22 protein-coding genes are annotated in these 23,711 nt (G+C 68.8%); 15 read left to right on the forward strand and 7 right to left on the reverse strand.

Annotation, left to right across the window (positions count from 1 at the left end):
• The first annotated feature begins 43 nt into the window (after positions 1–43).
• From GQ57_RS30560 to GQ57_RS30585, 6 genes are all read left to right on the forward strand, one after another.
• Positions 44–1,141, forward strand: coding sequence for a toxic anion resistance protein (locus tag GQ57_RS30560; protein WP_034199810.1), 1,098 nt, complete (start codon positions 44–46; stop codon positions 1,139–1,141).
• Positions 1,142–1,152: 11 nt separating this feature from the next.
• Positions 1,153–1,899, forward strand: a complete 747-nt coding sequence (locus GQ57_RS30565; RefSeq protein WP_034199811.1) for a VWA domain-containing protein — start codon at positions 1,153–1,155, stop codon at positions 1,897–1,899.
• Between the two features lie 44 nt (positions 1,900–1,943).
• Positions 1,944–2,960 carry a DUF475 domain-containing protein gene (locus GQ57_RS30570; protein ID WP_031401978.1) on the forward strand — a complete coding sequence of 339 codons (1,017 nt, stop codon included), beginning with the start codon at positions 1,944–1,946 and terminating at the stop codon, positions 2,958–2,960.
• Positions 2,961–3,058: 98 nt separating this feature from the next.
• On the forward strand, positions 3,059–3,715 hold the full coding sequence (locus GQ57_RS30575; protein WP_031401979.1) for a TerD family protein: 657 nt from the start codon (positions 3,059–3,061) through the stop codon (positions 3,713–3,715).
• 51 nt (positions 3,716–3,766) lie between these two features.
• The gene (locus GQ57_RS30580; RefSeq protein ID WP_031401980.1) at positions 3,767–4,636 is read left to right on the forward strand and encodes a hypothetical protein; all 870 of its coding nucleotides are present in this window, start codon (positions 3,767–3,769) and stop codon (positions 4,634–4,636) included.
• Positions 4,637–4,769: 133 nt separating this feature from the next.
• The gene (locus tag GQ57_RS30585) at positions 4,770–5,390 is read left to right on the forward strand and encodes an HAD family hydrolase (RefSeq protein WP_034199812.1); all 621 of its coding nucleotides are present in this window, start codon (positions 4,770–4,772) and stop codon (positions 5,388–5,390) included.
• Between the two features lie 9 nt (positions 5,391–5,399).
• Here GQ57_RS30585 and GQ57_RS30590 read toward each other — a convergent pair whose 3' ends face one another.
• Positions 5,400–6,509 (reverse strand): fatty acid desaturase, encoded by a 1,110-nt coding sequence (locus GQ57_RS30590; RefSeq protein WP_034199813.1) that lies wholly within the window; start codon positions 6,507–6,509, stop codon positions 5,400–5,402.
• A 205-nt stretch (positions 6,510–6,714) separates the two neighbouring features.
• Here GQ57_RS30590 and GQ57_RS30595 point away from each other — a divergent pair, with 205 nt between their 5' ends.
• The gene (locus tag GQ57_RS30595) at positions 6,715–7,752 is read left to right on the forward strand and encodes an AraC family transcriptional regulator (protein ID WP_031401983.1); all 1,038 of its coding nucleotides are present in this window, start codon (positions 6,715–6,717) and stop codon (positions 7,750–7,752) included.
• Between the two features lie 60 nt (positions 7,753–7,812).
• Here the strand turns inward: GQ57_RS30595 and GQ57_RS30600 are convergent, their stop codons facing one another.
• On the reverse strand, positions 7,813–8,862 hold the full coding sequence (locus GQ57_RS30600; RefSeq protein WP_034199814.1) for a lactonase family protein: 1,050 nt from the start codon (positions 8,860–8,862) through the stop codon (positions 7,813–7,815).
• Complete coding sequence (locus GQ57_RS30605) at positions 8,849–10,216, reverse strand: MFS transporter (protein WP_031401985.1); 1,368 nt, start codon at positions 10,214–10,216, stop codon at positions 8,849–8,851. The genes GQ57_RS30600 and GQ57_RS30605 overlap by 14 nt, the downstream gene beginning before the upstream one ends.
• Before the next feature lie 296 nt (positions 10,217–10,512).
• Here GQ57_RS30605 and GQ57_RS42340 point away from each other — a divergent pair, with 296 nt between their 5' ends.
• From GQ57_RS42340 to GQ57_RS30625, 3 genes are all read left to right on the forward strand, one after another.
• Complete coding sequence (locus tag GQ57_RS42340) at positions 10,513–10,794, forward strand: hypothetical protein (protein ID WP_152603393.1); 282 nt, start codon at positions 10,513–10,515, stop codon at positions 10,792–10,794.
• 253 nt (positions 10,795–11,047) lie between these two features.
• Positions 11,048–12,028: a hypothetical protein gene (locus GQ57_RS30615; protein WP_034199827.1), complete on the forward strand. Its 981-nt coding sequence runs from the start codon at positions 11,048–11,050 to the stop codon at positions 12,026–12,028.
• Between the two features lie 289 nt (positions 12,029–12,317).
• Complete coding sequence (locus tag GQ57_RS30625; protein ID WP_034199828.1) at positions 12,318–13,796, forward strand: cryptochrome/photolyase family protein; 1,479 nt, start codon at positions 12,318–12,320, stop codon at positions 13,794–13,796.
• Positions 13,797–13,815: 19 nt separating this feature from the next.
• Here GQ57_RS30625 and GQ57_RS44180 read toward each other — a convergent pair whose 3' ends face one another.
• The 3 genes from GQ57_RS44180 to GQ57_RS30640 form a co-directional block, all read right to left on the reverse strand.
• A complete protein-coding gene (locus tag GQ57_RS44180) occupies positions 13,816–13,938 on the reverse strand; it encodes a hypothetical protein (RefSeq protein WP_031401989.1) in 123 nt (40 codons plus the stop codon).
• Positions 13,929–15,158 (reverse strand): MFS transporter, encoded by a 1,230-nt coding sequence (locus tag GQ57_RS30635; RefSeq protein WP_034199817.1) that lies wholly within the window; start codon positions 15,156–15,158, stop codon positions 13,929–13,931. Before GQ57_RS30635 ends, GQ57_RS44180 begins: the two co-directional genes overlap by 10 nt.
• Before the next feature lie 190 nt (positions 15,159–15,348).
• Complete coding sequence (locus tag GQ57_RS30640) at positions 15,349–16,290, reverse strand: LysR substrate-binding domain-containing protein (protein ID WP_034199818.1); 942 nt, start codon at positions 16,288–16,290, stop codon at positions 15,349–15,351.
• A gap of 399 nt (positions 16,291–16,689) precedes the next feature.
• Between GQ57_RS30640 and GQ57_RS30645 the strand changes: the two genes are divergently transcribed.
• Together GQ57_RS30645 and GQ57_RS30650 are read left to right on the forward strand one after the other, a co-directional pair.
• A complete protein-coding gene (locus GQ57_RS30645) occupies positions 16,690–17,730 on the forward strand; it encodes an alpha/beta hydrolase family protein (RefSeq protein WP_034199819.1) in 1,041 nt (346 codons plus the stop codon).
• A 118-nt stretch (positions 17,731–17,848) separates the two neighbouring features.
• Complete coding sequence (locus tag GQ57_RS30650) at positions 17,849–18,604, forward strand: 4'-phosphopantetheinyl transferase family protein (RefSeq protein ID WP_034199820.1); 756 nt, start codon at positions 17,849–17,851, stop codon at positions 18,602–18,604.
• A gap of 21 nt (positions 18,605–18,625) precedes the next feature.
• Here GQ57_RS30650 and GQ57_RS30655 read toward each other — a convergent pair whose 3' ends face one another.
• Positions 18,626–19,546 (reverse strand): glutamate/aspartate ABC transporter substrate-binding protein, encoded by a 921-nt coding sequence (locus GQ57_RS30655; RefSeq protein WP_034199821.1) that lies wholly within the window; start codon positions 19,544–19,546, stop codon positions 18,626–18,628.
• A gap of 213 nt (positions 19,547–19,759) precedes the next feature.
• On the opposite strand from GQ57_RS30655, the gene hutH reads away from it, so the two are divergent.
• Genes hutH through hutU form a run of 3 tightly spaced genes read left to right on the forward strand, consistent with a single transcriptional unit; the run spans position 19,760 to position 23,711 of the window.
• Positions 19,760–21,283, forward strand: coding sequence for a histidine ammonia-lyase (gene hutH, locus GQ57_RS30660; RefSeq protein ID WP_031401995.1), 1,524 nt, complete (start codon positions 19,760–19,762; stop codon positions 21,281–21,283).
• Between the two features lie 4 nt (positions 21,284–21,287).
• On the forward strand, positions 21,288–21,983 hold the full coding sequence (hutC, locus tag GQ57_RS30665) for a histidine utilization repressor (RefSeq protein ID WP_031401996.1): 696 nt from the start codon (positions 21,288–21,290) through the stop codon (positions 21,981–21,983).
• 39 nt (positions 21,984–22,022) lie between these two features.
• Positions 22,023–23,711: a urocanate hydratase gene (hutU, locus tag GQ57_RS30670; RefSeq protein ID WP_031401997.1), complete on the forward strand. Its 1,689-nt coding sequence runs from the start codon at positions 22,023–22,025 to the stop codon at positions 23,709–23,711.

The raw sequence follows: 23,711 nt of genomic DNA on the forward strand, positions 1-23,711 counted from the left end.
GACAACACGCAGCAAGAAGCAGAAAAGGAAACGTGGTAGCCACATGAAGCCGCTATTCGACGACAAGAATTCCGATGCGGTCAGCGATCGTCCTTCCACCCCGTCTTCATCACCCGTCGCCGTGCCTGCCGCTGCCGCTCGCGTCGTCGTGCCGGCGGCACCGCCGACCGAGCACGCGCGCCTGATCACCGTCGACGAGATCGATCAGCTCGGCGCGACGCAGGGCACACGGATCGCCGCTTTCTCCCAGCAGATTCTCGCGAGCGTGCGCGCATCGGACGCCGACCAGTTCGGCGACAAGCTCAACGCGCTGATCGCGACCGCGAAAGGGCTCGACCCGCGCGGCGCCGACAAGGGCGGGCTGCTCACGCAGGTCACCCGGATGTTCCGTTCGACCAAGGAGAAGCTGCTGTCGCAATACGAGTCGGTGAGCAAGCGGATGGACACGCTCGTCGTCGAGCTCGAGAGCCATGCGCAGCGCCAGAAAGCCGGCATCGACGAACTCGAGCGGATGTACAACGACAACTACGCGCTGCACCAGGAGCTGGTGAAGTCGAAAGCGCAAGGCGAAGCGGCGCTCGCGACGCTGCGCGCGCATCTCGAGGCCGGCCGGCAGCCGGTGGAGGACGCGTTCGCCGCGCAACGCCTGCTCGACGTCAAGCGCACGGTCGACGCGCTCGAAAGCAAGCTCGACGACCTCGACCGCGCGATGCTGATGTCGAAGCAGCTCGCGCCGCAGATCCGGATGGAGCAGGACCAGAAACGCACGCTCACGTCGAAGTTCATGACGATCAAGACCGTGCTGATTCCCGCGTGGACCAACGCGTTCGCGCTCTACCTCGAGCAGCTCGGCACGAAGCGCGCAGCGGCGCTCGCGAACGCGACCTACGACGCGGCCGACGAGGCGATCCGCGCGCAGGCCGACCTGAACCGCCAGAACGCGCAGGAAGTCGCGAAGCTCGGCCAGCGTCCGGTGATTTCCACCGACACGTTCGAATACGCGCAGCAGCAGCTGTTCGGCGCATTCGACGACGTCACGCAGATCATTGCCGACGGCAAGCGCCAGCGCGAGCAGGACGCGCCGCGCCTGCGCCAGCTCGAACAGGACCTGATCACCCGATTCGCTCCGAAGCACAACTGAGAGAACACCGCATGATTACGCTTGAGAAACGCGCGGCGAAGGTCGCGATCGTCCTCGAAAAACGCCAGATCCTGAAGCCGCCCGTCGTGCGCGTCGGCGCGGCGCTCGACATTTCGGGCTCCGCGAAGCCGCTCTACCAGTCCGGCGTGATCCAGGACACGCACGACCGGATCCTCGGCATCGCGCTGAAGTTCGACGACAACGGCGAAGTCGACACGTGGACCTTCACCGAAGGCTACGATCGCCTGCCGACCGCGACGCCGGACAACTACGGCTCGTACATCTCCGACCACGTGCTCAACGCGCGGATCGACAAGTGGGGCGGCACGCAGTACGCGCCGGTGATGAACGACATCGTCGACTTCTTCTTCCGCGCGCCGGAGCCGGCGCCGCAGCGCGAAGAGAAGCGCGGCTTCCTGAGCCGGCTGTTCGGCGGCGCGGACGAAACGCCCGCGCCGGCCCCCGCCGCGCCCGTGAACGGCCATCTGCCCGCCTGGGTGTTGTTCGTCACCGACGGCCAGAACCCGAAGAACGACCGCAAGCGCGTACGCCAGTTGCTGGCCGAGTCGCAGCATTTCCCGCTGTACTGGTCGCTCGTCGGCGTCGGCGATCCGAGCGAATTCGACTTTCTCGCGGAAGTCGCCGAAGAGATGCCGAACGTCGGCTTCCTGCATCTCGAATCGCTCGACGTCAGCGACGAGCAAATCTATGAACAGCTGATCACGCAGGAATTCTGCAACTGGGTGCGCGCGAAGTAAGCGCAGCCCGCAAGCCTTCTCTCCGGAACTCGATTACCCCCATCATGTTGAAAGATTTCAAGATCCCGCTGTCGCTCACGGTGCTCGCGCTGGTCGCGGCCTATCTACTCGGCGGCGTGAAGGACATGCTGATCGTCGCGGTCCTGTGCGTACTCGAAATCTCGCTGTCGCTCGACAACGCGGTCGTCAACGCATCGGTGCTCAAGAACTGGTCGGAAAAGTGGCGCAACCGCTTCATGGTGTTCGGCCTGCCGGTCGCGGTGTTCGGCATGCGGCTCGTGTTCCCGCTGCTGATCGTCGCGGTGATCGGCCACATCGGCATGTGGGATGCGCTGACGCTCGCGATCGAGTCGCCGGACAAGTACGCGGCGATCCTGACCTCCGCGCATCACCAGGTGTCGGCGTTCGGCGGCGCGTTCCTGCTGATGGTGTTCTTCAAGTTCATGCTCGACACCGGCAAGGACGAGCACTGGATCGGCTTTCTCGAAGGCCCGATGCGGCATCTCGGCCGGATCACCGCGCTTGAAGTGGCGCTGACGCTCGCGATCGTCATCATCGCGTCGTTCTACGTGCCGTCGGCGGAACAGGTCGGCTTCCTGCTCGCGGGCGCGTTCGGCGTGATCAGCTTCGTGATCGCGCACGGCATCGGCGACCTGATCGGCGGGGAAGAGACGGGCACGCGCGTGGTGCGCGAAGGCGTCGCGGGTTTCATGTATCTCGAGGTGCTCGATTCGTCGTTCAGCTTCGACGGCGTGATCGGCGCATTCGCGTTGTCGAACAACATCTTCCTGATCGCGCTGGGCCTCGGCGTCGGCGCGGCCTACATCCGGGAGATGACGCTCGTGCTGCTGAAGAAGGGCACGCTCGCGCAATACCGCTATCTCGAACACGGGGCGTTCTGGGCGATCGGCGCGCTCGCGACGATCATGTTCCTCGGCGTGAAGTTCGAGGTGCCCGAGGTCGTCACGGGCCTGATCGGCGCGGCGACGATCGCGGCGGCCGTGTGGTCGTCGATCGTCGTGCAGCGCAAGGAAGACCGGGGCGCGGTGGCGAGCAAGTGACGCGCGCCGCGCGCGGCGCGGCGACCATCAACGCGGGCCGCACACGGCGGCCCGGCATTGCCGCCGGCGCAACGGCGGTTCCAGCAGGAGAGGTTCAGATGATCAATTTGTCGAAGGGCGGTCGCGTCAACCTGTCGAAGGAAGCGCCCGGCACGCAGAAGTTCCGCATCGGTCTCGGTTGGGACGCGAACTCGACGGACACGGGTACGGATTTCGATCTGGACGTGTCGGTGTTCCTGTGCAAATACGACGCGCAGAGCAATCCGAAGCTGATCTCGGATCAGCACTTCGTGTTCTACAACAGCGAAGTGCGCACGATGGACCGGAACGACACCTTCATCCAGCCGGGCGACGATTTTCCGAAGCGCGGGATGCCCGCATCGAAGTGCATGGGTGTCGTGCACAGCGGCGACAACCGCACCGGCAGCGGCGACGGCGACGACGAGGTGATCTTCATCGACATGACGAAGCTCGCGGCCGACGTCGAGGAGATCTCGGTGGTCGTGACGATCGACCAGGCCGAAGCGCGCCGCCAGAATTTCGGGCAGGTTCGCCACAGCTACATCCAGATCGCCGACGAGGTGTCGGGGACGGTGATCGCGAAGTACGCGCTCGAGGAAGACTTCTCGATGGAGACGTCGGTGCAGGTCGGCAGCTTCTATCGCCGCGACGGTCACTTCATGTTCAAGGCGGTCGGCGCCGGCTACAACCGCGGCCTGGGCGACTTCGTGCGCGCGTACGGCGGCGCGGTCTGACTGGCGGCAGCCCGGCCGGCGGGGTACCGCCGCGCCGGGCCGGAAGCAGCGATGACGAATCCGTCCGACGAGCCCAAGCGGCTCGAGTTCGATACGACGCCCGAGCGCACGCCCGGGCGTCTTGCGTTCGGCGCGCCGCCCGCGGCCGCGACGCCGGCTGCGCGCGCGCCGGGCCGGCCGGCGCCGCAGGCGCTCGACCTCGGGCCGGCGCCCGGCCCGGCCGTGCGCGCGGCGCCGGCCGATGCGGTCGGCCGCGCGCTGTTCGGTGAATCGAACCATCCGCAGCTCGACGCGTGCTTCCGTGCCGCGCAGGCGGGCTTTCCGACGCTCTATCCCGACTACGCGCCGCGCATCGAGCGGCACATCCGGCAACTGGTGCCGCTCAAGCTCGCGACGGTCGCGACGATCGGCGACGGCGCGCTGGAGACAGCCGGCAATCTCGTCGAAGCGGTCGCGACGACGACGCGCGAATTCAACGAGCTCGGCGCGGCCGACCTGATGGCCGGCATGCTCGCGCAGGCGACGCGCAAGGCCGGCATGTTCGAGCGCTGGTTCGGCGGCGCGGCGTCGGGGCATGTCGACTACCGTGCGGCACTTGGCGCGCTGAAGCAGTCGCTCGGCTTCTTTCCGCGCCGCACCGAGGAACTCGCCGCGCAGGTTCGCCACGCGGAGGAAAACCTCGTGGTCGTGCTCGCGGCGTTGAGTGCGGTGGCGGACGTCGTGCGCGCGCCGGACGATGCGGGCGTCGAGCGCACGCTGTTCGACCGGCGCAACATCGTCGGGCAGGCGCTTCAGCAGATCCGGATGCAGCCGGCGCAACTGCGCGGGCTCGACGAACGCGTGACCGACCTGATGTCGCGCGCCGATCACCTGATGAACGTCGTGTTGCCGGCGATGCTGGCCGCCCGCCCGCAGCGCTGAACGAACGGCACGCATGCGCACGCCCCGGCGCGCGCATGCGCTGCGCGGGCCGTGCGGCGTCGCGGCATTTCACGTACGCCGGCGCGAGTCTGTTATCTTCCCGGGCATCTCATCGCTTTCCCGCCGATTCTCCATGACTGACCGCATCGTCGCCGCATTCGATTTCGACGGCACCATCACGACTACCGACAGCTTTCGCCATTTCGTCCGCTTTGCGGTCGGCACGCCGCGCTTCGCATGGGCCGGGCTGCGCGCCCTGCCGTGGATCGTCGCGATGAAGGCCGGGCTGCTGTCGCGCGGCGACGCGAAAGCGCGGTTCGCGTCGTTCGCGTTCGGGCCGATTCGCGAGGATGCGCTCGATGCGCAGGCGCGCGCGTTCGTCGACACCTGCCTGCCGCGTTTCGTGCGCGCGGACATGCTCGAACGCATTCGCGAGCATCAGGCGCGCGGGCACGAAGTCGTGCTGGTCAGCGCGTCGCCGTCGCTGTATCTGGAAAAGTGGGCGAAGACGGCCGGCTTCGATGCGGTGCTGGCGACCCGGCTCGCGTTCGAGCGCGGCACCTTCGCGGGGCGGCTCGACGGCGAGAACTGCTGGGGGCCGCAGAAGGTCGTGCGGTTGCGCGGGTGGTGGGGCGACCGGCCGCCGCGGCAACTGTTCGCGTACGGCGACAGCCGCGGCGACAAGGAAATGGCCGAACTGGCGAACTGGTCGTGGATCCGCGGGCAGGGGCCGATGCCGCCGATCGGCGATTGACGGCGCGGGTTACGCGTCGGCCGGCGCGTGGCGCGCCGCGCGCGGCGGACGGTAGCCGCCCCAGCGATTCGCGCGGGCGAACGTACCGACGTCGTTGAAGCGCACGCCGACTTCGCGCAGCGCCGCATGTGCGGTGCGAGCGGTCAGTTGCCGGATGTAGAACGGGTCGCGGACCACGAAGTGATGGATCGCGTGCGTGCTGCCGAAATTGAAGCAGAACAGCTGGAACGGCAGCATCCACCACACGTTCAGCACCTGCGTCTGCTGGATCACGTTGCGCGAATCGATGTCGCCGAAATAGTGCATGTTCGAGCTGACGAAGTTGATGCAGAAGCTGCGCACGAAGTTCGGCCCGAGCCAGACCACCGCGAGAAAATCGACGACGTTCATGACGCGCCCGAGCCCGGCGGGCACCGCTACCGCGTAGCCGAACGCATGCAGTGCGAACAGCGCGGCGTGATAGACGATGAACGCATGCCACAGCACGTAGTACACGTGACCGACCGGCATGTACGACGACACCTGCTCGACCCGCAATTGCAGCCGCTCGGCCGGATCCTGCACCGGCTGTGCGGCTACGTACTGCTTCACCTTGCGGCGCATCGCGACCGGCCGCAGCGCGACGGCGAGCATCCCGTCCGCGATCATCAGCAGCCGTTTCACGCCCCAGCGTTCGCCGTTGGTGATGCCGAATTCCTCGAGATCCGATTCGCCGCCCGACACCTTGTGATGGTGCAGATGCATGCGCCGCCGCGTCCACGGGTTGATCGTGCCGGGCCGTGTGAGCCAGCACAGCGCCATCATCAGGTGATAGGCCCACGGCGTCTTCTTGAAGTACATCAGGTGAATCAGGTCGTGCTCCAGCTCGTGGATCAGCGACGTGACGAAGGCGGCGAGCGGCAGCGCGACGTACCACGCGATCGCGCCGCGCGCATACAGCCAGGCGATCGCGACCATCGCACTCACCGAGACGGCCATCACGGTCGCGCCGACGAGGTTCTGGTTGTCGAGCAGCGGGAAGCGCGCGCGGATCGCGTCGCTCGCGGCGTTGACCTCGCGGCGGACATACGCGACCTTGTCCGCGTCGTGGCGAAAGGCGGTGCGGGCGGGTTGGCTCATCGACCGTAATTCCTGCGGAAAGGGTGGGGCGCAATGCCGATGTGACAAGCATAGGCGCGCGCCGGACCGCATGCGAGGGCCGCCGGTGTCAATGATGGTGTCATTTCGGGCCATGCTGGCCCGCCGGCGCGGCTAGAGTCCTGTCCCGGTGTCATGGCGTGCCGGCGACGCTACAATCCGCCGAAACCGCCCCGGAGTCCGCCGCATGGTCCTGTCCGTTCCGGATGCCGCGCGCCAGTTGAACAAGGCGACGGTGTCGTCCGCGTATGCGCTGTTCATGCTGATGCTGGCCGAGGAGCGCGGCATCGACGGCGGCCGCATTCTTGCCGGCTCGGGCGTCGAGCGCGATCGCCTCGCGCAGCCCGACGCGCGCATCACGCCGCTGCAGCAGGCGGCGATCGTGTTCAACCTGATCGACGCGACGCGCGACCCGTCGATCGCGATCGAGATCGGGCTGCGCAGCAGCCTGACGAAAGCGGGACTGATCGGTTTCGGGCTGATGAGCTGCGCGACGCTCGGCGAGGCGATCGCGCTCGGCATCCGCTACCTGCCGACGCGCGTGCCGTTTTTCTCGGTGCGCCTTGCGCAGCTCGACGGGATCGTCGACATCGACGTGCTCGAAGCGTTTCCGCTCGGCCGGCTGCGCCAGTTCGCGGTCGAGAATTTCCTGGTCGAGACCGCGATCCTGTTCAATTCGCTGCTGTATCCGGTGCCCGGCCGCACGCTGCAGTCGCGCGCGGAACTCCACTTCGCGTGGCCCGAGCCGCCTTGGTTCGAGCAATATCGCGCGCGGCTGCCGCGCTGCCATTTCGACGCGAGCGCGAACCGTATCCGCTGCGACGCCGCGTTGCTCGACGAACCGATCGGTACCGCGAACGCGCACACCGCGCAGATGATCGTGCAGCAGTGCGAAGCCGAGCTCGCGCGGCTCGGCTACGCGGAAAGCGTCGTCGAGCGCGTGCGCAACCTGCTGATCTGCGGCGAGGGCGGCTATCCGTCGGTCGACGACGTTGCGCGCGAACTGCATGTTTCGGCGCGCACCCTCAAGCGCAAGCTCGCCGAGTACGGCGCGACCTATTCGGCGCTGCTCGACGAGATCCGGCTGCGCGACGCGCTGCGGCTGCTCGAGGGGACGCGCCTGCCGGTCGACGAGATCGCGGCGCGTGTCGGCTATACGGACCGCGCCAATTTCACGCGCGCGTTCAAGCGCTGGACCGGCGCCGCGCCGAGCGAGCGACGCTGAGCGCGAACGGGTGCCGGCCCGCGTTGCGGGCCTGCCGGAAGGGGCGCACGCGTCGCGTCGTCAGACGATCGAGATCCAGTTCGCACCGCGCCCGCCCGGCGCGCGCGCATGCAGCGACAGCGTGCCGTCGTCCGGCGCGATCGCATACACCGATACGTACGCCGACTGTTCGCCGCACGCGACGAGCCAGCGCCCCGACGGGTCGATCGCGAACCCGCGCGGCTGGGTTTCGGTGGGCGTCGTGTGCGCGGGTTCGAACGCGCCGTCGGCGGTGCGGCGGTAGCAGAGGAGCTGGCTCGACGTACGTTCGCTGACGTAGCCGAAGCGCTCGTCGGGCGTCAGGTGCAGGTCGGCCGCCCAGACGGACGGTTCGGCGGGGGCGGGCGGCCGCGCATGGCCCTGCGCGAGTTCGGCGACGGCCGGGTGGCGCGCGCTCACGTGAGCGTCGCCGAGCCGGCCGGTCTCGCGGTCGCGCGCGAACGTCGCGAGCGTGGCCTGGAATTCGCTGACGACGACGAGCTCGCGGCCGTCGCGTGCGAACTGCAGGTGGCGGGGACCGAAACCGGCCGGCACGCGGGTTTCGCCGTGTTCGCGCGCGCGCAGGCCGGCGGCGTCCTCGACGAGCGCGAAGCTGAACACGCGGTCCGAGCCGAGCGAGCTGACGTAGGCGAACCGGTTGTCCGGCGACACGATCACCGAGTGCGCATTCGCGATGCCGGCGATGACCTGCAGCGGCTCGCCGTCGCCGTCGCGCACGCGCGCGGCGTCGTAGAGGCTCAGCGTATTGCCGCCGTACGATGCGCCGAGCAGCCAGCGGCTGCTGCGATCGAGCGACAGGTATGCGTGGCTCGCGTCGATCGCGGTTGCGCCGATGCGCACGAGCGCGCCGGTGGCCGGCGCGACGCGGAACGCGACGATCGTCGGCTGTTCGCCGCGCGTCGCGACGTAGAGCCGCGTGCGGTCGGCCTGTACGGCGATCGGCATCGCGACGTCGGCGGCCGGGTAGCGGGCGAGCGGCGCGAGCGCGCCGTCGCCGGTGAGGGAGAACGTGGCGAGATCGCCGTCGGCGGCATTCGAGACGACGACGGTCAGGCGGTCAGTGTTCGGCATGGCGGAGCATCGAAGCGTTCGTTAAGGAGGGATCGGCCGGCCGGCCGCGCGGGGGATCGCCGCGCCGGTGCGTGCGCGCGAACAGCGCGGCGACCGCGGCCACGAGCGAAGCGATCGCGAGCGCATACAGCCCGCCCGTGATCGAACCCGTATGTTGCTTCAGATAGCCGAAGGCCGTCGGCGCGACGAAGCCGCCCAGGTTGCCGACCGAGTTGATCAGCGCGATCACGCCCGCGGCCACGCGGGTGTCGAGATAGCCTTGCGGAATCGGCCAGAACAGCGACGACGCGGCCTTGAAGCCGAGCGCGGCGAAGCAGATCGACGCGAACGACCAGACCGGATCGTGCGACGTCGACGCGAACAGCCCGCACGCGGCGAGTACGAGCGCGAACGCGAGCCAGCGCTGCGGGTGCTTCCACTTCGACGACAGCACGGCGAAGCCGTACATCGCGCCGATCGCGATCATCCATGGAATCGTGTTGTAGAGGCCGACCTGGAAATCGGTGAGGCCGCCCATCTTGCGGATGATCGTCGGCAGCCAGAACGTGGCCGCGTAGATCGTCAGCTGGATCGAGAAGTACAGGAAGCAGAACAGCCCGATTTGCGGATCGCGCAGCAGCGCGGTGGTGCGCACCGGCACGTGCGAGCGCATGTCGCGCGCCGTGCGTTCGGCATCGAGCGCGGCTTCGAGCGCCGCGCGCTCGTCGGCCGTGAGCCAGGTCGCTTCGCGGATGTGCGATTTCAGCAGCAGCCAGCTTGCGCCGCACAGCGCGACCGAGAACAGCCCCTCGATCAGGAACATCCATTGCCAGCCTTCGAGGCCGAAGCCGCGGATCGACAGCAGCGCGCCGGTGACGGGCCCGGACAGGACCGACGCGAACGCGGAGCCGCCGAGGAAGATCGCCATCGCCTTGCCGCGTTCCTGTGGCGGCAGCCATTGCGACAGGTACAGCACGACGCCGGGAAAGAAGCCGGCCTCGGCCGCGCCGAGCAGGAATCGCAGTGCGTAGAACGACGTGTCGTTCCACACGAACGCCATCGCGGCCGCGACGATGCCCCACGTCGCCATGATCCGCGCGAGCCACACGCGGGCGCCATAGCGCTGCATCAGCAGGTTCGACGGCACCTCGAACAGTGCGTAGCCGACGAAAAACAGCCCGGCGCCGAGCCCGTATGCGGCCGCGCCGATGCCGATCGACGCCTCGAGGTGGCGATCCACGAAGCCGACGTTCACACGGTCGATGTAGTTGGCGATGAACATGACCAGCACGAGCGGCAGCACGTGCCATTTCACTTTCGAGACCGCGGATGCGAGCGGGTCGCGTCCGGGCAGGGCGGGCGAGGGCGGGTTCAACGGTGTCTCCGGTCGGGCGGCGGCGGACGAGGCGGTAGCTCGTGTCGGCGCCGGGGCACGTTCATGTAGTACGTCGTCGTATAACATGGTACGCCTGAATGACAACGGAAACGTCGCGGGTTTACCAGAATGCTTCGGCGAAAATGATAAATGCCTGGTGGTTCGGTGATCGGATATTGATATCAGATGACATATGACATGAGATGGACGCATGCCAAGCCCGGGGTGCTTGATGCTCGTTGGCAGGTACGCAGAAACGCCGGCATGACTGACGGTAGCGCGCATCGGTGCCGCTCGTGTCGCAGGGCGACCTCACGCGCGCCGCGCAATGTGTCGAGCAGGCGTCGACGCTATTCGCGAACCGGGCCGCGGGCTACCGGCCGCACGTGAACGTGTTGTCGGCCGGTGATGGGGCGCCATGCCTGTCGGCAGGCGGCGACCCGAACATCCGTTCTGGCGACTCCTGCCGGTGGCCAGCCGACGGCGAGGTGCGCGCGATCGACGTTGACCGGCGGCGATGCAGTATCGAAGGGCGCTCGCGGTTGCGGCAAAATACCTGGCGCGCGGACCCGACGTGAACGGCATCCTTGCGAACAGTATCTGCATGTGCCGGATGCGGGGCGTGCCGACGCGGGTGCTTTCCGGCGGCGGCCGCGGAGTACGGGGCGCAGGACGCGCCGGCCGTCGCGCCGGTCGCGTCGACCATCGGCGTCGCGAAGCCGCCGACCGGCGACGATCGCACGCGGGTCGCGCCGTGCACCGCATCGGACGACGCGAACGCGGTGACGCGCACGACGGCGATTTCATGGCTTGAAGACGGAGCAACGGATCATGCAGGACAAACGACAGGTGCGGCGTTTCTACGCGTTCAACGGCGACGCGGACGGCCTGTGTGCGCTACAACAACTGCGGCTCGCGGAGGGCGGGCACGGCACGCTCGTCACCGGCGTGAAGCGCGACATCAAGCTGCTCGAGCGCATCGATGCGTGCGCGGGCGACCTCGTCACGGTGCTCGACGTGTCGCACGACCAGAATCGCGCTGCGTGTGCGCGGCTGCTGCGCGACGGCGCGACGATCCGCTATTTCGACCATCACTTCGCGGGCGAACTGCCCGACGATCCGCGTTTCGACGCGCATATCGACACGGCGGCCGACGTCTGCACGAGCGCGCTCGTGAACCGTTATCTCGGCGGCCGGCATGTGCGCTGGGCCATCGTCGCGGCTTTCGGCGACGAACTGCCGGCGCTCGGCGACGCGCTTGCGCGCGCGCATGGAATCGACGAGGTTGAGCGTTGCACGCTCGCCGAACTCGGCCTCTACCTGAACTACAACGCGTACGGCGAGTGCGTCGGCGATCTGCATTTCGATCCGGCCGCGCTGGCCGACGCGATGCTGCCGTGCGTCGATCCGCTCGATTTCGTGCGCGGGACCGACGTGTTCGCCGCGCTGCGCGACGGCTACCGCGACGACATGGCGCGCGCGTGCGCGCTCGCGCCGCTGCGCGAGGTGCCGGGGGCGACGCTGGTCCGGATGCCCGATCATCCGTGGGCGCGACGCGCGACGGGGATGCTCGCGAACGAGCGGATGCGCAACGCGCCGCATGCGGCGCTCGCGGTGCTGTCGCCGCGCGCGGACGGTGGACTTGTCGTCAGCGTGCGTGTGCCGGACGGCCGGCCGCTCGGCGCCGACGAATTCTGCCGCGGATTTCCGACCGGCGGCGGGCGCAAGCGCGCGGGCGGCATCAACCATCTGCCGGAAGCCGAATTCGACGCGTTTGCCGAGCGTTTCGAAGCGGCGTTCCGGCTCGATTGACGCGACGGCGGCGCACACGCGCGCCGCGCCGTCGTCACGCGGCGAGTGCCGTCATCGGCATCGACATCGACATCGGCCGGCCCGGGCCGTGTTGCGCACACGGGATCGAGCGTAGGCCCGTGCACAGGGCGAGGAATCGCCGAAATGCAGCAAGGCGCTTCACCGTGCGGCGCGGCGCGGAATGTGCGCCGTGGCCGGCCGTCGTCGGCGCTGTCGCATCGAACGTCGACACGGCGCGGCACAGCCGCGACAATACGCATCCCGTCCCGCTTTCATCATCGAGGTGCCCGTGCCCGTCAAGCCGTCCGTTGCTCCCGCGATCGTCTGGTTCCGCGACGATCTGCGCGTGACCGATCAGCCCGCGCTGACGCGCGCGGTGGCGTCGGGCCGGCCGCTCGTGTGCGTGTTCGTCGACGACACGGGCGACGGCGCGGGGCGGGCGCCCGGCGGCGCGGCGCGCTGGTGGCTGCACGGGTCGCTGGCCGGGCTCGACGCCGCGCTCGGCCGTCATGGCGGGCGCCTGCTGCTGTTGCGCGGCGACGCGCGGCAAGAAATCGAGCGCGTCGTGCACGATACGGGCGCGGCGGCCGTGTACTGGAACCGCCGCTATGCGCAGCCGCAGCGCGACGCGGATGCGGCGCTGAAGGCGTCGCTCAAGGCCGGCGGCGTGACTGTCGAAAGCAGCAACGGCAGCCTGCTGAACGAGCCGTGGGAAGTGCTGACGGGCAGCGGCGCGCCGTACCAGGTGTTCACCGCCTACTGGCGCGCGGCGCGTCGCGATCGCACGGTCGCCGCGCCGCTGCCGGAACCCGAGCGGATCGGGTTTCATCCGTGGCCGCAAGCCGTGCGCGACCGCGCGCTGGCGCTCGATGCGCTGTCGTTGCGTCCGCCCGTGCCGGACTGGGCAGGCGGCCTGCGCGACGCATGGCCCGCGCCCGACGAAGCCGGCGCGCATGCGCGGCTCGACGCGTTCCTGACGACGTCGCTCGCCGGCTACGCGGATGCGCGCGACCGTCCCGACCTGCCCGCGACGAGCGGGCTGTCGCCGTTCCTGCGCTTCGGCAACCTGTCGCCGCGACAGGTGTGGCACGCGGCCCAGGGCGCCGCGCAGGCGGGCGGGGCCGCGTGCGCGGCGGGCGCCGACAAGTTCCTGAGCGAGCTCGGCTGGCGCGAATTCAGCTACGCGTTGCTGTATCACTTCCCGGCGCTCGCGACCGACAATTTCCGCGCGCAGTTCGATACGATGCCGTGGCGCGACGATCCCGCCGCGCTGCGGGCCTGGCAGCGCGGGCTGACCGGCTATCCGCTCGTCGACGCGGGCCTGCGCGAGCTGTGGACGACCGGCTGGATGCACAACCGGGTGCGGATGGTCGTCGCGTCGTTCCTGATCAAGCATCTGCTGATCGACTGGCGCGCGGGCGAAGCATGGTTCTGGGACACGCTGGTCGATGCCGACCCCGCGAACAACGCGGCGAGCTGGCAATGGGTGGCCGGTTGCGGCGCCGATGCCGCGCCGTATTTCCGCATCTTCAATCCGGTCGCGCAGGGCCGGAAGTTCGACCCGGACGGCGCATACGTGCGGCGCTGGGTGCCTGAACTCGCGGCGCTCGACGCCGCGTCGATCCACGCGCCGTGGGAAGCGGCGCCGCTGACGCTCGACGCGGCCGGCATCAGGCTCGGCGTCGACTACCCGGAACCGCTCGTCGAGCATGCGGCCGCGCGCGCCCGTGCGCTCGACGCGCTGGCCGCGTTGCCGAAGCGTCGCTGAACGCGAGGCGGGGCGCGCGTCAGTTGCAGAGCGCGACGTGTTCGAGCAGCGCGTACGCCACGCCCGAATCGAAGTAGGCCGCACCGCACCACGCGACGAACGCGAGCGTGCCGGCGGCCAGCGCCGCGCGGATCATGCCCATGCCGCGTTGCCCGCCGCGGGCCGCGCGATACGCGCGTCGTCGATCGGCAGGTGCAGCAGCGCCGCGATCACGCCGAGCGCGATCGAGCCGAGCCACAGCGGCATGTAGGAGTGCATCGCGTCATACACGACCGCCCCGAGCCAGACGCCGAAGAAGCTGCCGAGCTGGTGCCCGAAGAACACGAAGCCGAACAGCGTGGCGATGTAGCGCACGCCGAACACCTGCGAGATCACGCCGTTCGTCAACGGCACGGTGCCGAGCCAGGTGAATCCGATCACGGCCGCGAATACGTAGACGCTCGCGGGCGACAGCGGCGCCGCGACGAACGCGGCCATCGCGAGCGCGCGCACGAGGTATAGCCCGGACAGCACGTACTTGCGGCGCAGCAGCCCGCCGAGATGGCCGCACGCATAGGTGCCGGCCACATTGGTCAGTGCGATCAGCGCGAGCGCGACGCTCGCGTGGCGCGCCGGCAATCCGTGGTCGAGCAGGTAGGCCGGCAGGTGGGTCGCGATGAACGCGAGCTGGAAGCCGCACGCGAAGAAGCCGGCGTTCAGCAGCCAGAAGCCGCGATGCGCGAACGCCTCGCGCACCGCTTCGCGGATCGACTGGTCGGGACCGGCGGCCGTCGCCGCCTGCGCGGGCCGGTCGCGCAGCAGCACGGCGAGCGGCGCGAGCAGCGCCGCGACGAGCGCCAGCGCGATGAACGCCTGTTGCCAGCCGATGCCGCCGATCAGTTCCTGCGCGACGGGCACCATGCAGAACTGGCCAAGCCCGCCGATCGCGCCTGCGACGCCGAGTGCCCAGCCGCGCCGGTCGGGCGGAAACAGGCGGCTCAGCGCACCGTAGATCGACGCAAACGCCGAGCCCGACAGCGCGATGCCGATCACGAGCCCGGCGCCGACCGTGAACATGCCGGTCGAGGCCGCATGCGCCATCGTGACGAGCCCGGCCGCATACAGCAGCATGCCCGTGGCGATCACGCGCAGTGAGCCGAAGCGGTCGGCGACCATCCCCGTGAACGGCTGCGCGACGCCCCAGATCAGGTTCTGCAGCGCCAGCGCGAGCCCGAATGCTTCACGCGACCAGCCGTGGTCGAGCGACACGGGCGCGAGGAACAGGCCCTGCACGTGACGGATGCCGAGCGCGGCACCCATGATCAGGCCGCCGGCCAGCACCGGCAGCCAGCGGCGACGGACTTCCTGCTCGATCGGGGTCATGCATGTCTCCGGATGAAGGCGCGCGGCGAAACGGCCGCGCTCGATCCGATTAGACGATCGGGCCCGTTGCCGCTCAAGCGATCATTCGGTCAGGTTGGCATGCGTGCAGGGAATGCGACGAGGGGCGCACGGCGTTGCCGGCGGCATCCGTCCGGCCGCGGTCGCGGCGAGGCGGGGCACCGGTGCCCGATTACGCCGGCGCCCTGTCGTGCGCGCGCATCGCGGTATCGCATTCGGTCGCTTCGGCGAGGATCCAGTCGCGGACGTCGGCGACTTCGCGGCGCGGGGCCGGATCGTGCTGGAACAGCCAGTAGCCGTACGCATCCGACAGCGCCTGCGTGTGCGGCCCGAGCACCGCGAGGCGTCCGTCCGCGAGCATCGGCGCGACGAGCGCAAGCCGGCCGAGCGCGACGCCCTGACCCGCGATCGCGGCCTGGATCACCTGGTCGTACTGGTTGAAGCGCAATACGCCCTTCGGGCGCGTGTCGCCGAGCCCGGCCGCATGCAGGTGCGCGCGCCACTGCAATTGCGGTTGCGGCGGCCCGTCGAACTCGAGCAGCACGTGGTCGGCGATGGTGGCCTCGCTCGTGACCGGCCGCGCGGCGAGCGCCGGATGCGCGACCGGTACGACGATCTCGTCGAACAGGCGCAGCGCGCCGGCCGGCGCGCGCTCGCGCGGGCAATAGCGGATGCCGAGATCGATGCCTTCGGCGCGCAAATCGAGTACCTTGTCGTTCGCGGCGACGCGCAGGTCGATCTCCGGCAGGCGCGCCTGCAGCCGCCCGAGCCGCGGCAGCAGCCACAGCGCGGTGACGCCGATGCTGGCGGTGATCGTGACGGGCTGGCGCTCGCGCGCGGCGGCGAGCGAGGCGACCGTGTCCTGCAGGCCATGCAGCGCCGCATCCGCGACGCGGAACAGCCGCTCGCCTTCCGGCGTGAACGCGATCTTCCGGTAGCCGCGCTGCAGCAACGCGACGCCGAGATGCGCCTCGAGTGCGTGCACCTGCCGGCTGACCGCCGATTGCGTGACGCACAGGTCCTGCGCGGCCAGCGTGATGCTCATGCGGCGGCCGACGGCGACGAAACCGCGGACCAGATCGAGCGAAGGGAGACGGACGAGCGGCGTTGACATGCGCGTGACTCATGCGAATGGAGCAGCAAGATTGGTTGAGAACATGGCATGCGTCAAGTTCAATGGAGGCGGGCGCGATGCGTGCGGGGGCGGGTGGCGATGTGCGGGGCCGGAGCCGAGGCTGATGCATTCGTTCGGCACGACCGGGGAGCATGGGGCCCGGGGCGGCGCTCAAGCGCCAACTCTGGGTGACCGCGAAGCGTGGGATCGGGGCAAGCACTGAAGCGCCAAATCTGGTTGACCGCGCACCATGGGACTCGAGCAAGCGCTAAGGCGTCAGCTCGGGTAGACCGCGCAGCATGGGACCGGAGCAAGCGCTGAAGTGCCAACTCGAGTGGACCGCGAAGCATGGGACCGGAGCAAGCACTGAAGTGCCAACTCGGGTCGACAGGAGACAGGATGACGATTTCGAGCGAACGAAACGGGGCGGCGCAGGGCAGTCGCACGGCGGACGCGTTGCCGCCCGAACCCGTGACGCTGCACGCGGCCGACGGCTACGCATTGCGCGGCCACGTGTGGCGCCATCGCGGCGGCACTACCGCGCGACCCGTGACGGTCATCAATTGCGCGACGTCGGTGCGGTGCGACTACTACTTTCGCTTCGCGGCCTGGCTGTTCGCGCAGGGGCGCGACGTGCTCGTCTACGACTATCGCGGCATCGGCGGGTCGCGCCCGCCGCATCTCGCGAAGCTGCGCGCGAACTGGCTCGACTGGGGGCAACTCGATTGCGAAGCCGCGCTGCAATACGCACGCGATACGTTTCCGGGCCAGCCGCTCGACGTCGTCGCGCACAGTATCGGCGGCTGCGTGCTCGGGCTCGCGGCGTCGAACGTGCACGTGCGGCATGCGGTGACCGTCGGTGCGCAGTATGCGTACTGGCGCGACTACCTGCCGGCCGAGCGGCGGCGCATGTGGTGGAAGTGGCATGTCTTGATGCCCGTGCTCGCGGCCGTGTTCGGCTACGTTCCCGCGAAGCGGCTCGGCTGGATGGAGGACACGCCGCGTGGCATCGCGCTGTCGTGGGCGCGCTCGCAGGCGCGTTTCGAGGACGGCTATCTCGGCCGCGTGCTCGACGCCGGGGCCGTGGGCCGCTCGGCGTTGCCTGCGCGCTTCGCGGGACTGTCGGCGCCGATGCTCGCGATCGGCCTCGACGACGACGCGTTCGGCACGGTCGACGCGATCGAGCGGCTGGTCGGCTATTACACGGGCAGCCACGTCACGCATCTGCGGATCGCGCCGGCCGACATCGGCGTCGACGCGATCGGGCATTTCGCTTTTTTTCACAGCCGCTTTACCGACGCTTTGTGGCCTGTCGCGCTGTATTGGCTGCAGCACGGCGTGCTGCCCGGCGATGCGCCGGGTGTCGTGCATGCACTTCACCCGTCGTCGCGCGGACGTACGACGGGCGGTGGCGTGCCGGGCGTGGCGGCGAACGGATGATCCGTCGCGCGGGCGCGCCGCGCCGATTCGCTTGCCGGCACGGATCGTACCGGCTGCGGACCGCTGCGATCGATTAACATCGGACGTTTCCTTTCACAGCCCAGGCTGCCGCGTGCCGATGTCCATTCCGTCCGATTCCGCCATCCCGCCCACCGCCCCTCGCGCGTGGCGCATGCAGACGCTCGACGTGCCGCCCGCGGCGTCCCGCGCCGGCGTGCGGATCGCGCGGGTCGACTTCGACTGGCGCGTGCCGCTTGCGTCGCCCGCCTATGCGGCGCTCAGCGACGGCGAACGCGCACGGGCCGCGCGCTTCATTCGGCACGAGGATGCGGTGCGCAGCGCCACGACGCGCGCCGCGCTGCGCGACGTGCTCGGTACGGCCCTGGGTGTCGCGCCGAATGCGGTTGCGATCGCGATCGACGCATCGGGGCGGCCGTCGCTGGATCGCGCGCATCGTTCATCGCTCGACTTCAACGTGTCGCACGCAGGCGATCATGCGCTGCTCGCGTGGGCGCCGGCGGGCCGCGTCGGCGTCGATATCGAGGGCTGCAACCGGGCGGCCGACTGGCATGCGCTGACGCGTGAAGTCTGCGGGGCCGCCGAAGTCGCGTATCTCGACAGTCTGCCGCTCGCGATGCGCGCGAGCGAATTCATCCGGGTGTGGACCGCGAAGGAGGCGCTGCTCAAGGCGCTCGGCACGGGCATCGTCGGCGGACTGCGCGCCTTCGCGGTCGTGCCGCCGCGCGATGCGGCGACGCCGGCGACGACGATCGTCGAGCCGGCCGAGCCCGCCGCCGGCGTCGCGGCGTTCGACGCGTCGTGGCTCGACGCGGCGCCCGGCTACGCCGCGTGCGTCGCGTGGTCGCGTGCGTAAGCAGACTTCAGTGCGCGGCGCTCACTCGAGCGGCGCATCGTTCGGCGCCGCATAGCGTGCGCGGATCACGTCGCTCATCGGGAAGTCGAACGACAGCCCTTTCGGCGGCACCGGCTTCATGAACCACTTGTCGTACAGAACGTCGATGTCGCCGCTCTTCATCAACTGTGCGAGCACGCCGTCGACGAGCGCCTTGAACTGCGGATCGTCCTTGCGCAGCATGAACCCGTAGGCCTCCGACGACTGCGGCGTGCCGACGATCCGCCAGTCGGCCGGCTTCGCGGCGAGCTGGCGCACGCCCGCGAGCAGCACGTCGTCCATCATGTACGCGGCCGCGCGGCCCGATTCGAGCGTGAGGCGCCCTTCGCCGTAGTCCTTCGCGCTGATGATCTGCATGTTCATCTTCCTCTCCTCGTTCATCTTGCGCAGCAGGCGTTCCGACGTCGTGCCCTGGTTCGTCACGACCGTCTTGCCGGCGAGGTCCGGGAAGTCGCGGATGCCCGACGACGTGCGTGCGAGCAGGCGCGTCGTCGCGACGAAGAAGGTGGTCGAGAACGCGACCTGCGCGTGGCGCGCGGCGAGGTTGGTGGTCACGCCGCATTCGAGATCGACTGTGCCGTTCTGCACGAGCGGGATGCGGTTCTGCGACGTGACGGGGATGAAGCGCACCTGCAGGTCGGGCTTGCCGGTGCGTGCCTTCACCGCGGCGATCACGCGGTCGCACAGATCCTGCGAGAAGCCGATCACCTTGCCGTTTGCATCGACATAGGAGAACGGCACCGACGTTTCGCGATGGCCGATCGAGATCAGGTTGTGCTGCCGGATTGTCTCGAGCGTGCCCGAGAGCGGCTCGACGGCGAGCGCGGCGCCGCACGCGAGTGCGCATGCGGCGACGAGCAGGGGGCGGCCGAACCGGGCGGCGGATCGTGGCGGGAAGGGCATCGCGGGTCTCCGTGGCGAATGATGATTCATATGTTGCCGTAAACAAAATTATTGCAACGTATGTTAATGAAAGAGGCCGGCGCGCGGGCCCGGCGGGCTGTTCCGGGCATCAGGGAAACTCCCGAGTCGAAATCGGCGAAAACGGGTTGTCTAGACAAGTTTCGGTGGCTACACTGCAATCCATCCCGAACTTGTCTAGACAGGATTGCTCACATGATTACGTTGACCCCCGGCCACCTGACCCTCCCGCAACTGCGCCGGATCGCACGCGAATCCGTGCAACTGACGCTCGATCCGGCCAGCTTCGCGAAGATCGACGCCGGCGCGAAGGCCGTCGCCGACATCGCCGCGAAGGGCGAGCCGGCCTACGGCATCAACACGGGCTTCGGCCGCCTGGCCAGCACGCACATCCCGCACGACCAGCTCGAACTGCTGCAGAAGAACCTGGTGCTGTCGCACGCGGTCGGCGTCGGCGAGCCGATGGCGCGTTCGTCGGTGCGTCTGCTGATGGCGCTGAAGCTGTCGAGCCTCGGCCGCGGCCACTCGGGCATCCGCCGCGAGGTGATGGACGCGCTGATCACGCTGTTCAACGCGGACGTGCTGCCGCTGATTCCGGTGAAGGGCTCGGTCGGCGCTTCGGGCGACCTCGCGCCGCTCGCGCACATGTCGGCCGTGCTGCTCGGCGTCGGTGAAGTGTTCATCCGCGGCGAACGCGCGAGCGCGCTCGACGGCCTGCGCGTCGCCGGCCTCGCGCCGCTCACGCTGCAGGCGAAGGAAGGCCTCGCGCTGCTGAACGGCACGCAGGCATCGACCGCGCTGGCCCTCGACAACATGTTCGCGATCGAAGACCTGTACCGTACCGCGCTCGTCGCCGGTGCGCTGTCGGTCGACGCGGCGGCCGGCTCGGTGAAGCCGTTCGACGCACGCATCCACGAACTGCGCGGCCACCAGGGCCAGATCGACGCGGCCGCGTCGTATCGCGACCTGCTCGAAGGTTCGCCGATCAACCAGTCGCACCGCGACTGCGACAAGGTGCAGGACCCGTACAGCCTGCGCTGCCAGCCGCAGGTGATGGGTGCGTGCCTGGACCAGATGCGCCATGCGGCCGACGTGCTGCTGGTGGAAGCGAACGCCGTGTCGGACAACCCGCTGATCTTCCCGGACACCGGCGAAGTGCTGTCGGGCGGCAACTTCCACGCCGAGCCCGTCGCGTTCGCGGCCGACAACCTTGCGCTCGCCGCGTCGGAAATCGGCGCGCTGGCCGAGCGCCGCATCGCACTGCTGATCGACGCGACGCTGTCGGGCCTGCCCCCGTTCCTCGTGAAGGACGGCGGCGTGAACTCGGGTTTCATGATCGCGCACGTGACGGCCGCCGCGCTGGCGTCGGAAAACAAGACGCTCGCGCACCCGGCGTCGGTCGACTCGCTGCCGACCTCGGCGAACCAGGAAGATCACGTGTCGATGGCGACGTTCGCCGCGCGCAAGCTCGCCGACATCGCGGACAACACGAAGCACATCCTCGCGATCGAACTCCTGGCCGCCGCGCAGGGCGTCGACCTGCGCGCGCCGCACCACACGAGCCCGAAGCTGGCGCCCGTGATGGAAACGATCCGCGGCAAGGTCGCGCACTACGAACTCGACCACTACTTCGCGCCGGACATCGCAGTGATCGCGAAGCTGGTCGGCGAGCGTGCGTTCGCGAAGGTGGCGCCGTTCTCGTTCGCATCGGAACAGTAAGCCGATGAGCGCGCCGGTCTACCAGGAGATCAAGGATTTCATCCTGGCCCGCATCCACGCCGGCGAGTGGGAGGAGGGCGACCAGGTGCCGTCCGAGAACGAGCTGGCGCGCGAGTTCAAGGTCGCGCGCATGACCGTCAACCGCGCATTGCGCGAGTTGACGGCCGAGCAGGTGCTCACGCGCATGAAAGGCGCGGGCACCTACGTTGCGCGGCCGAAGTACGAATCGACGCTGGTGGCGATCCGCAGCATCTCGGAGGAGGTCGGCGCGCGCGGGCATGCGTATCACGCCAGCGTGCTCGGCCTCGACACGATCCGCGCCGACGAGGCGCTAGCCGACGAGATGCAGGTGGCCGTGCGCGCAAGGCTGTTTCATTCGCAGGTGCTGCACTTCGAGAACGACGAGCCGGTGCAGCTCGAAGAACGATGGGTGAATCCGGCGGTCGCGCCGGATTACGCCGAGCAGGATTTCACGAATACGACGCCGAACCAGTACCTGATGCGCGCGGCTCCGCTGCAGCGCGTCGAGTACCGGATCGAAGCGGCGGCCCCGGCGCCGGAGCGGCGCGAGCAGCTGCGGATGGACGACGTCGAACCGTGTCTGGTTTTACATCGGCGCACCTGGTCGCAGGGCGTCGTCGCCTCGGTGGCGAATCTGTGGCATCCCGGCAGCCGTTATCGCTTCACCGGGCATTTCTGATTCCTATTTGATCATCAATTTCCTTCGGGAGCAGTCGTCATGAACCATCCGAAACACATCGATCCCCGCCTCGATCCGACACGCACGATCCGCGCGCCGCGCGGCAGCGAGAAAGTCTGCAAGACCTGGCTGGCCGAAGCGGCCTACCGGATGCTCCAGAACAACCTCGACCCGGAAGTCGCCGAGCATCCGCATGCGCTCGTCGTGTACGGCGGCATCGGCCGCGCCGCGCGCAACTGGGAATGCTACGACCAGATCCTCGCATCGCTGAAGGATCTCGAGGAGAACGAGACGCTGCTGATCCAGTCGGGCAAGCCGGTCGGTGTGTTTCGCACGCACAAGGACGCGCCGCGCGTGCTGCTGGCGAACTCGAACCTCGTGCCGCACTGGGCGAACTGGGACCACTTCCACGAACTCGACCGCAAGGGCCTGATGATGTACGGCCAGATGACGGCCGGCAGCTGGATCTACATCGGCAGCCAGGGCATTGTCCAGGGCACCTATGAAACCTTCTTCTCCGTCGCGAACCAGCACTTCAACGGCGATCCGTCGGGCCGCTGGATCCTGACGGGCGGCCTCGGCGGGATGGGCGGCGCGCAGCCGCTCGCCGCGACGATGGCAGGCTTCTCGATGATCGCGGTCGAATGTGACGAGACGCGCATCGACTTCCGCCTGAAGACGCGCTACGTCGACAAGAAGGCGACGACGCTCGACGAGGCGCTCGCCATGATCGAGGAAGCGAAGCGCGCCGGCAAGCCGGTGTCGGTCGGCCTGCTCGGCAACGCGGCCGACGTGTTCGCGGAACTCGTCGAGCGCGGCATCACGCCGGACTGCGTGACCGACCAGACGAGCGCGCACGACCCGATCAACGGCTACCTGCCGCAGGGCTGGACCGTCGCGCAATGGCGCGAGGCGCAAAAGGTCGATCCGCAAGGCATCGTGAAGGCCGCGAAGCAGTCGATGGCCGTCCAGGTGCGCGCGATGCTGGCGCTGCAGGCGCGCGGCGCGGCCACGCTCGACTACGGCAACAACATCCGCCAGATGGCGCTGGAAATGGGCGTCGAGAACGCATTCGACTTCCCGGGCTTCGTGCCGGCGTACATCCGCCCGCTGTTCTGCGAAGGCAAGGGCCCGTTCCGCTGGGTCGCGCTGTCGGGCGATCCGGAAGACATCTACAAGACCGACCAGAAGGTGAAGGAGCTGATCCCCGACGATCCGCACCTGCACAACTGGCTCGACATGGCACGCGAGCGCATCGCGTTCCAGGGCCTGCCGGCACGGATCTGCTGGGTGGGCGTGAAGGATCGCTATCGCCTCGGCCAGGCGTTCAACGAGATGGTGAAGAATGGCGAACTGAAGGCGCCGATCGTGATCGGCCGCGACCACCTCGACACGGGTTCGGTCGCGAGCCCGAACCGCGAGACGGAATCGATGAAGGACGGTTCGGATGCCGTGAGCGACTGGCCGCTGCTGAACGCACTGCTGAACACGGCAGGCGGCGCATCGTGGGTGTCGCTCCACCATGGCGGCGGCGTCGGCATGGGCTTCTCGCAGCACTCGGGCGTCGTGATCGTCGCCGACGGCACGGCTGAAGCGCACGAGCGTCTCGGTCGCGTGCTGCTGAACGATCCGGCGACGGGCGTGATGCGCCATGCGGATGCCGGCTACGAACTCGCGCAGCAGACGGCCCGCGAGGCCGGCCTGAAGCTGCCGATGCTCGGCCGCTGA

Source organism: Burkholderia sp. MSh2, from assembly GCF_000731655.1.
In the GTDB taxonomy this organism is placed as follows: domain Bacteria; phylum Pseudomonadota; class Gammaproteobacteria; order Burkholderiales; family Burkholderiaceae; genus Burkholderia; species Burkholderia paludis.

What these genes read in the sequence shown, in the direction of transcription:
- GQ57_RS30560 (WP_034199810.1), top strand. Translation starts at nt 44, where the DNA reads ATGAAGCCGCTATTCGACGACAAGAATTCCGATGCGGTCAGCGATCGT.
- GQ57_RS30565 (WP_034199811.1), top strand. Translation starts at nt 1,153, where the DNA reads ATGATTACGCTTGAGAAACGCGCGGCGAAGGTCGCGATCGTCCTCGAA.
- GQ57_RS30570 (WP_031401978.1), top strand. Translation starts at nt 1,944, where the DNA reads ATGTTGAAAGATTTCAAGATCCCGCTGTCGCTCACGGTGCTCGCGCTG.
- GQ57_RS30575 (WP_031401979.1), top strand. Translation starts at nt 3,059, where the DNA reads ATGATCAATTTGTCGAAGGGCGGTCGCGTCAACCTGTCGAAGGAAGCG.
- GQ57_RS30580 (WP_031401980.1), top strand. Translation starts at nt 3,767, where the DNA reads ATGACGAATCCGTCCGACGAGCCCAAGCGGCTCGAGTTCGATACGACG.
- GQ57_RS30585 (WP_034199812.1), top strand. Translation starts at nt 4,770, where the DNA reads ATGACTGACCGCATCGTCGCCGCATTCGATTTCGACGGCACCATCACG.
- GQ57_RS30590 (WP_034199813.1), bottom strand. Translation starts at nt 6,509, where the DNA reads ATGAGCCAACCCGCCCGCACCGCCTTTCGCCACGACGCGGACAAGGTC.
- GQ57_RS30595 (WP_031401983.1), top strand. Translation starts at nt 6,715, where the DNA reads ATGGTCCTGTCCGTTCCGGATGCCGCGCGCCAGTTGAACAAGGCGACG.
- GQ57_RS30600 (WP_034199814.1), bottom strand. Translation starts at nt 8,862, where the DNA reads ATGCCGAACACTGACCGCCTGACCGTCGTCGTCTCGAATGCCGCCGAC.
- GQ57_RS30615 (WP_034199827.1), top strand. Translation starts at nt 11,048, where the DNA reads ATGCAGGACAAACGACAGGTGCGGCGTTTCTACGCGTTCAACGGCGAC.
- GQ57_RS44180 (WP_031401989.1), bottom strand. Translation starts at nt 13,938, where the DNA reads ATGGGCATGATCCGCGCGGCGCTGGCCGCCGGCACGCTCGCGTTCGTC.
- GQ57_RS30635 (WP_034199817.1), bottom strand. Translation starts at nt 15,158, where the DNA reads ATGACCCCGATCGAGCAGGAAGTCCGTCGCCGCTGGCTGCCGGTGCTG.
- GQ57_RS30640 (WP_034199818.1), bottom strand. Translation starts at nt 16,290, where the DNA reads ATGTCAACGCCGCTCGTCCGTCTCCCTTCGCTCGATCTGGTCCGCGGT.
- GQ57_RS30645 (WP_034199819.1), top strand. Translation starts at nt 16,690, where the DNA reads ATGACGATTTCGAGCGAACGAAACGGGGCGGCGCAGGGCAGTCGCACG.
- GQ57_RS30650 (WP_034199820.1), top strand. Translation starts at nt 17,849, where the DNA reads ATGTCCATTCCGTCCGATTCCGCCATCCCGCCCACCGCCCCTCGCGCG.
- GQ57_RS30655 (WP_034199821.1), bottom strand. Translation starts at nt 19,546, where the DNA reads ATGCCCTTCCCGCCACGATCCGCCGCCCGGTTCGGCCGCCCCCTGCTC.
- hutH (WP_031401995.1), top strand. Translation starts at nt 19,760, where the DNA reads ATGATTACGTTGACCCCCGGCCACCTGACCCTCCCGCAACTGCGCCGG.
- hutC (WP_031401996.1), top strand. Translation starts at nt 21,288, where the DNA reads ATGAGCGCGCCGGTCTACCAGGAGATCAAGGATTTCATCCTGGCCCGC.
- hutU (WP_031401997.1), top strand. Translation starts at nt 22,023, where the DNA reads ATGAACCATCCGAAACACATCGATCCCCGCCTCGATCCGACACGCACG.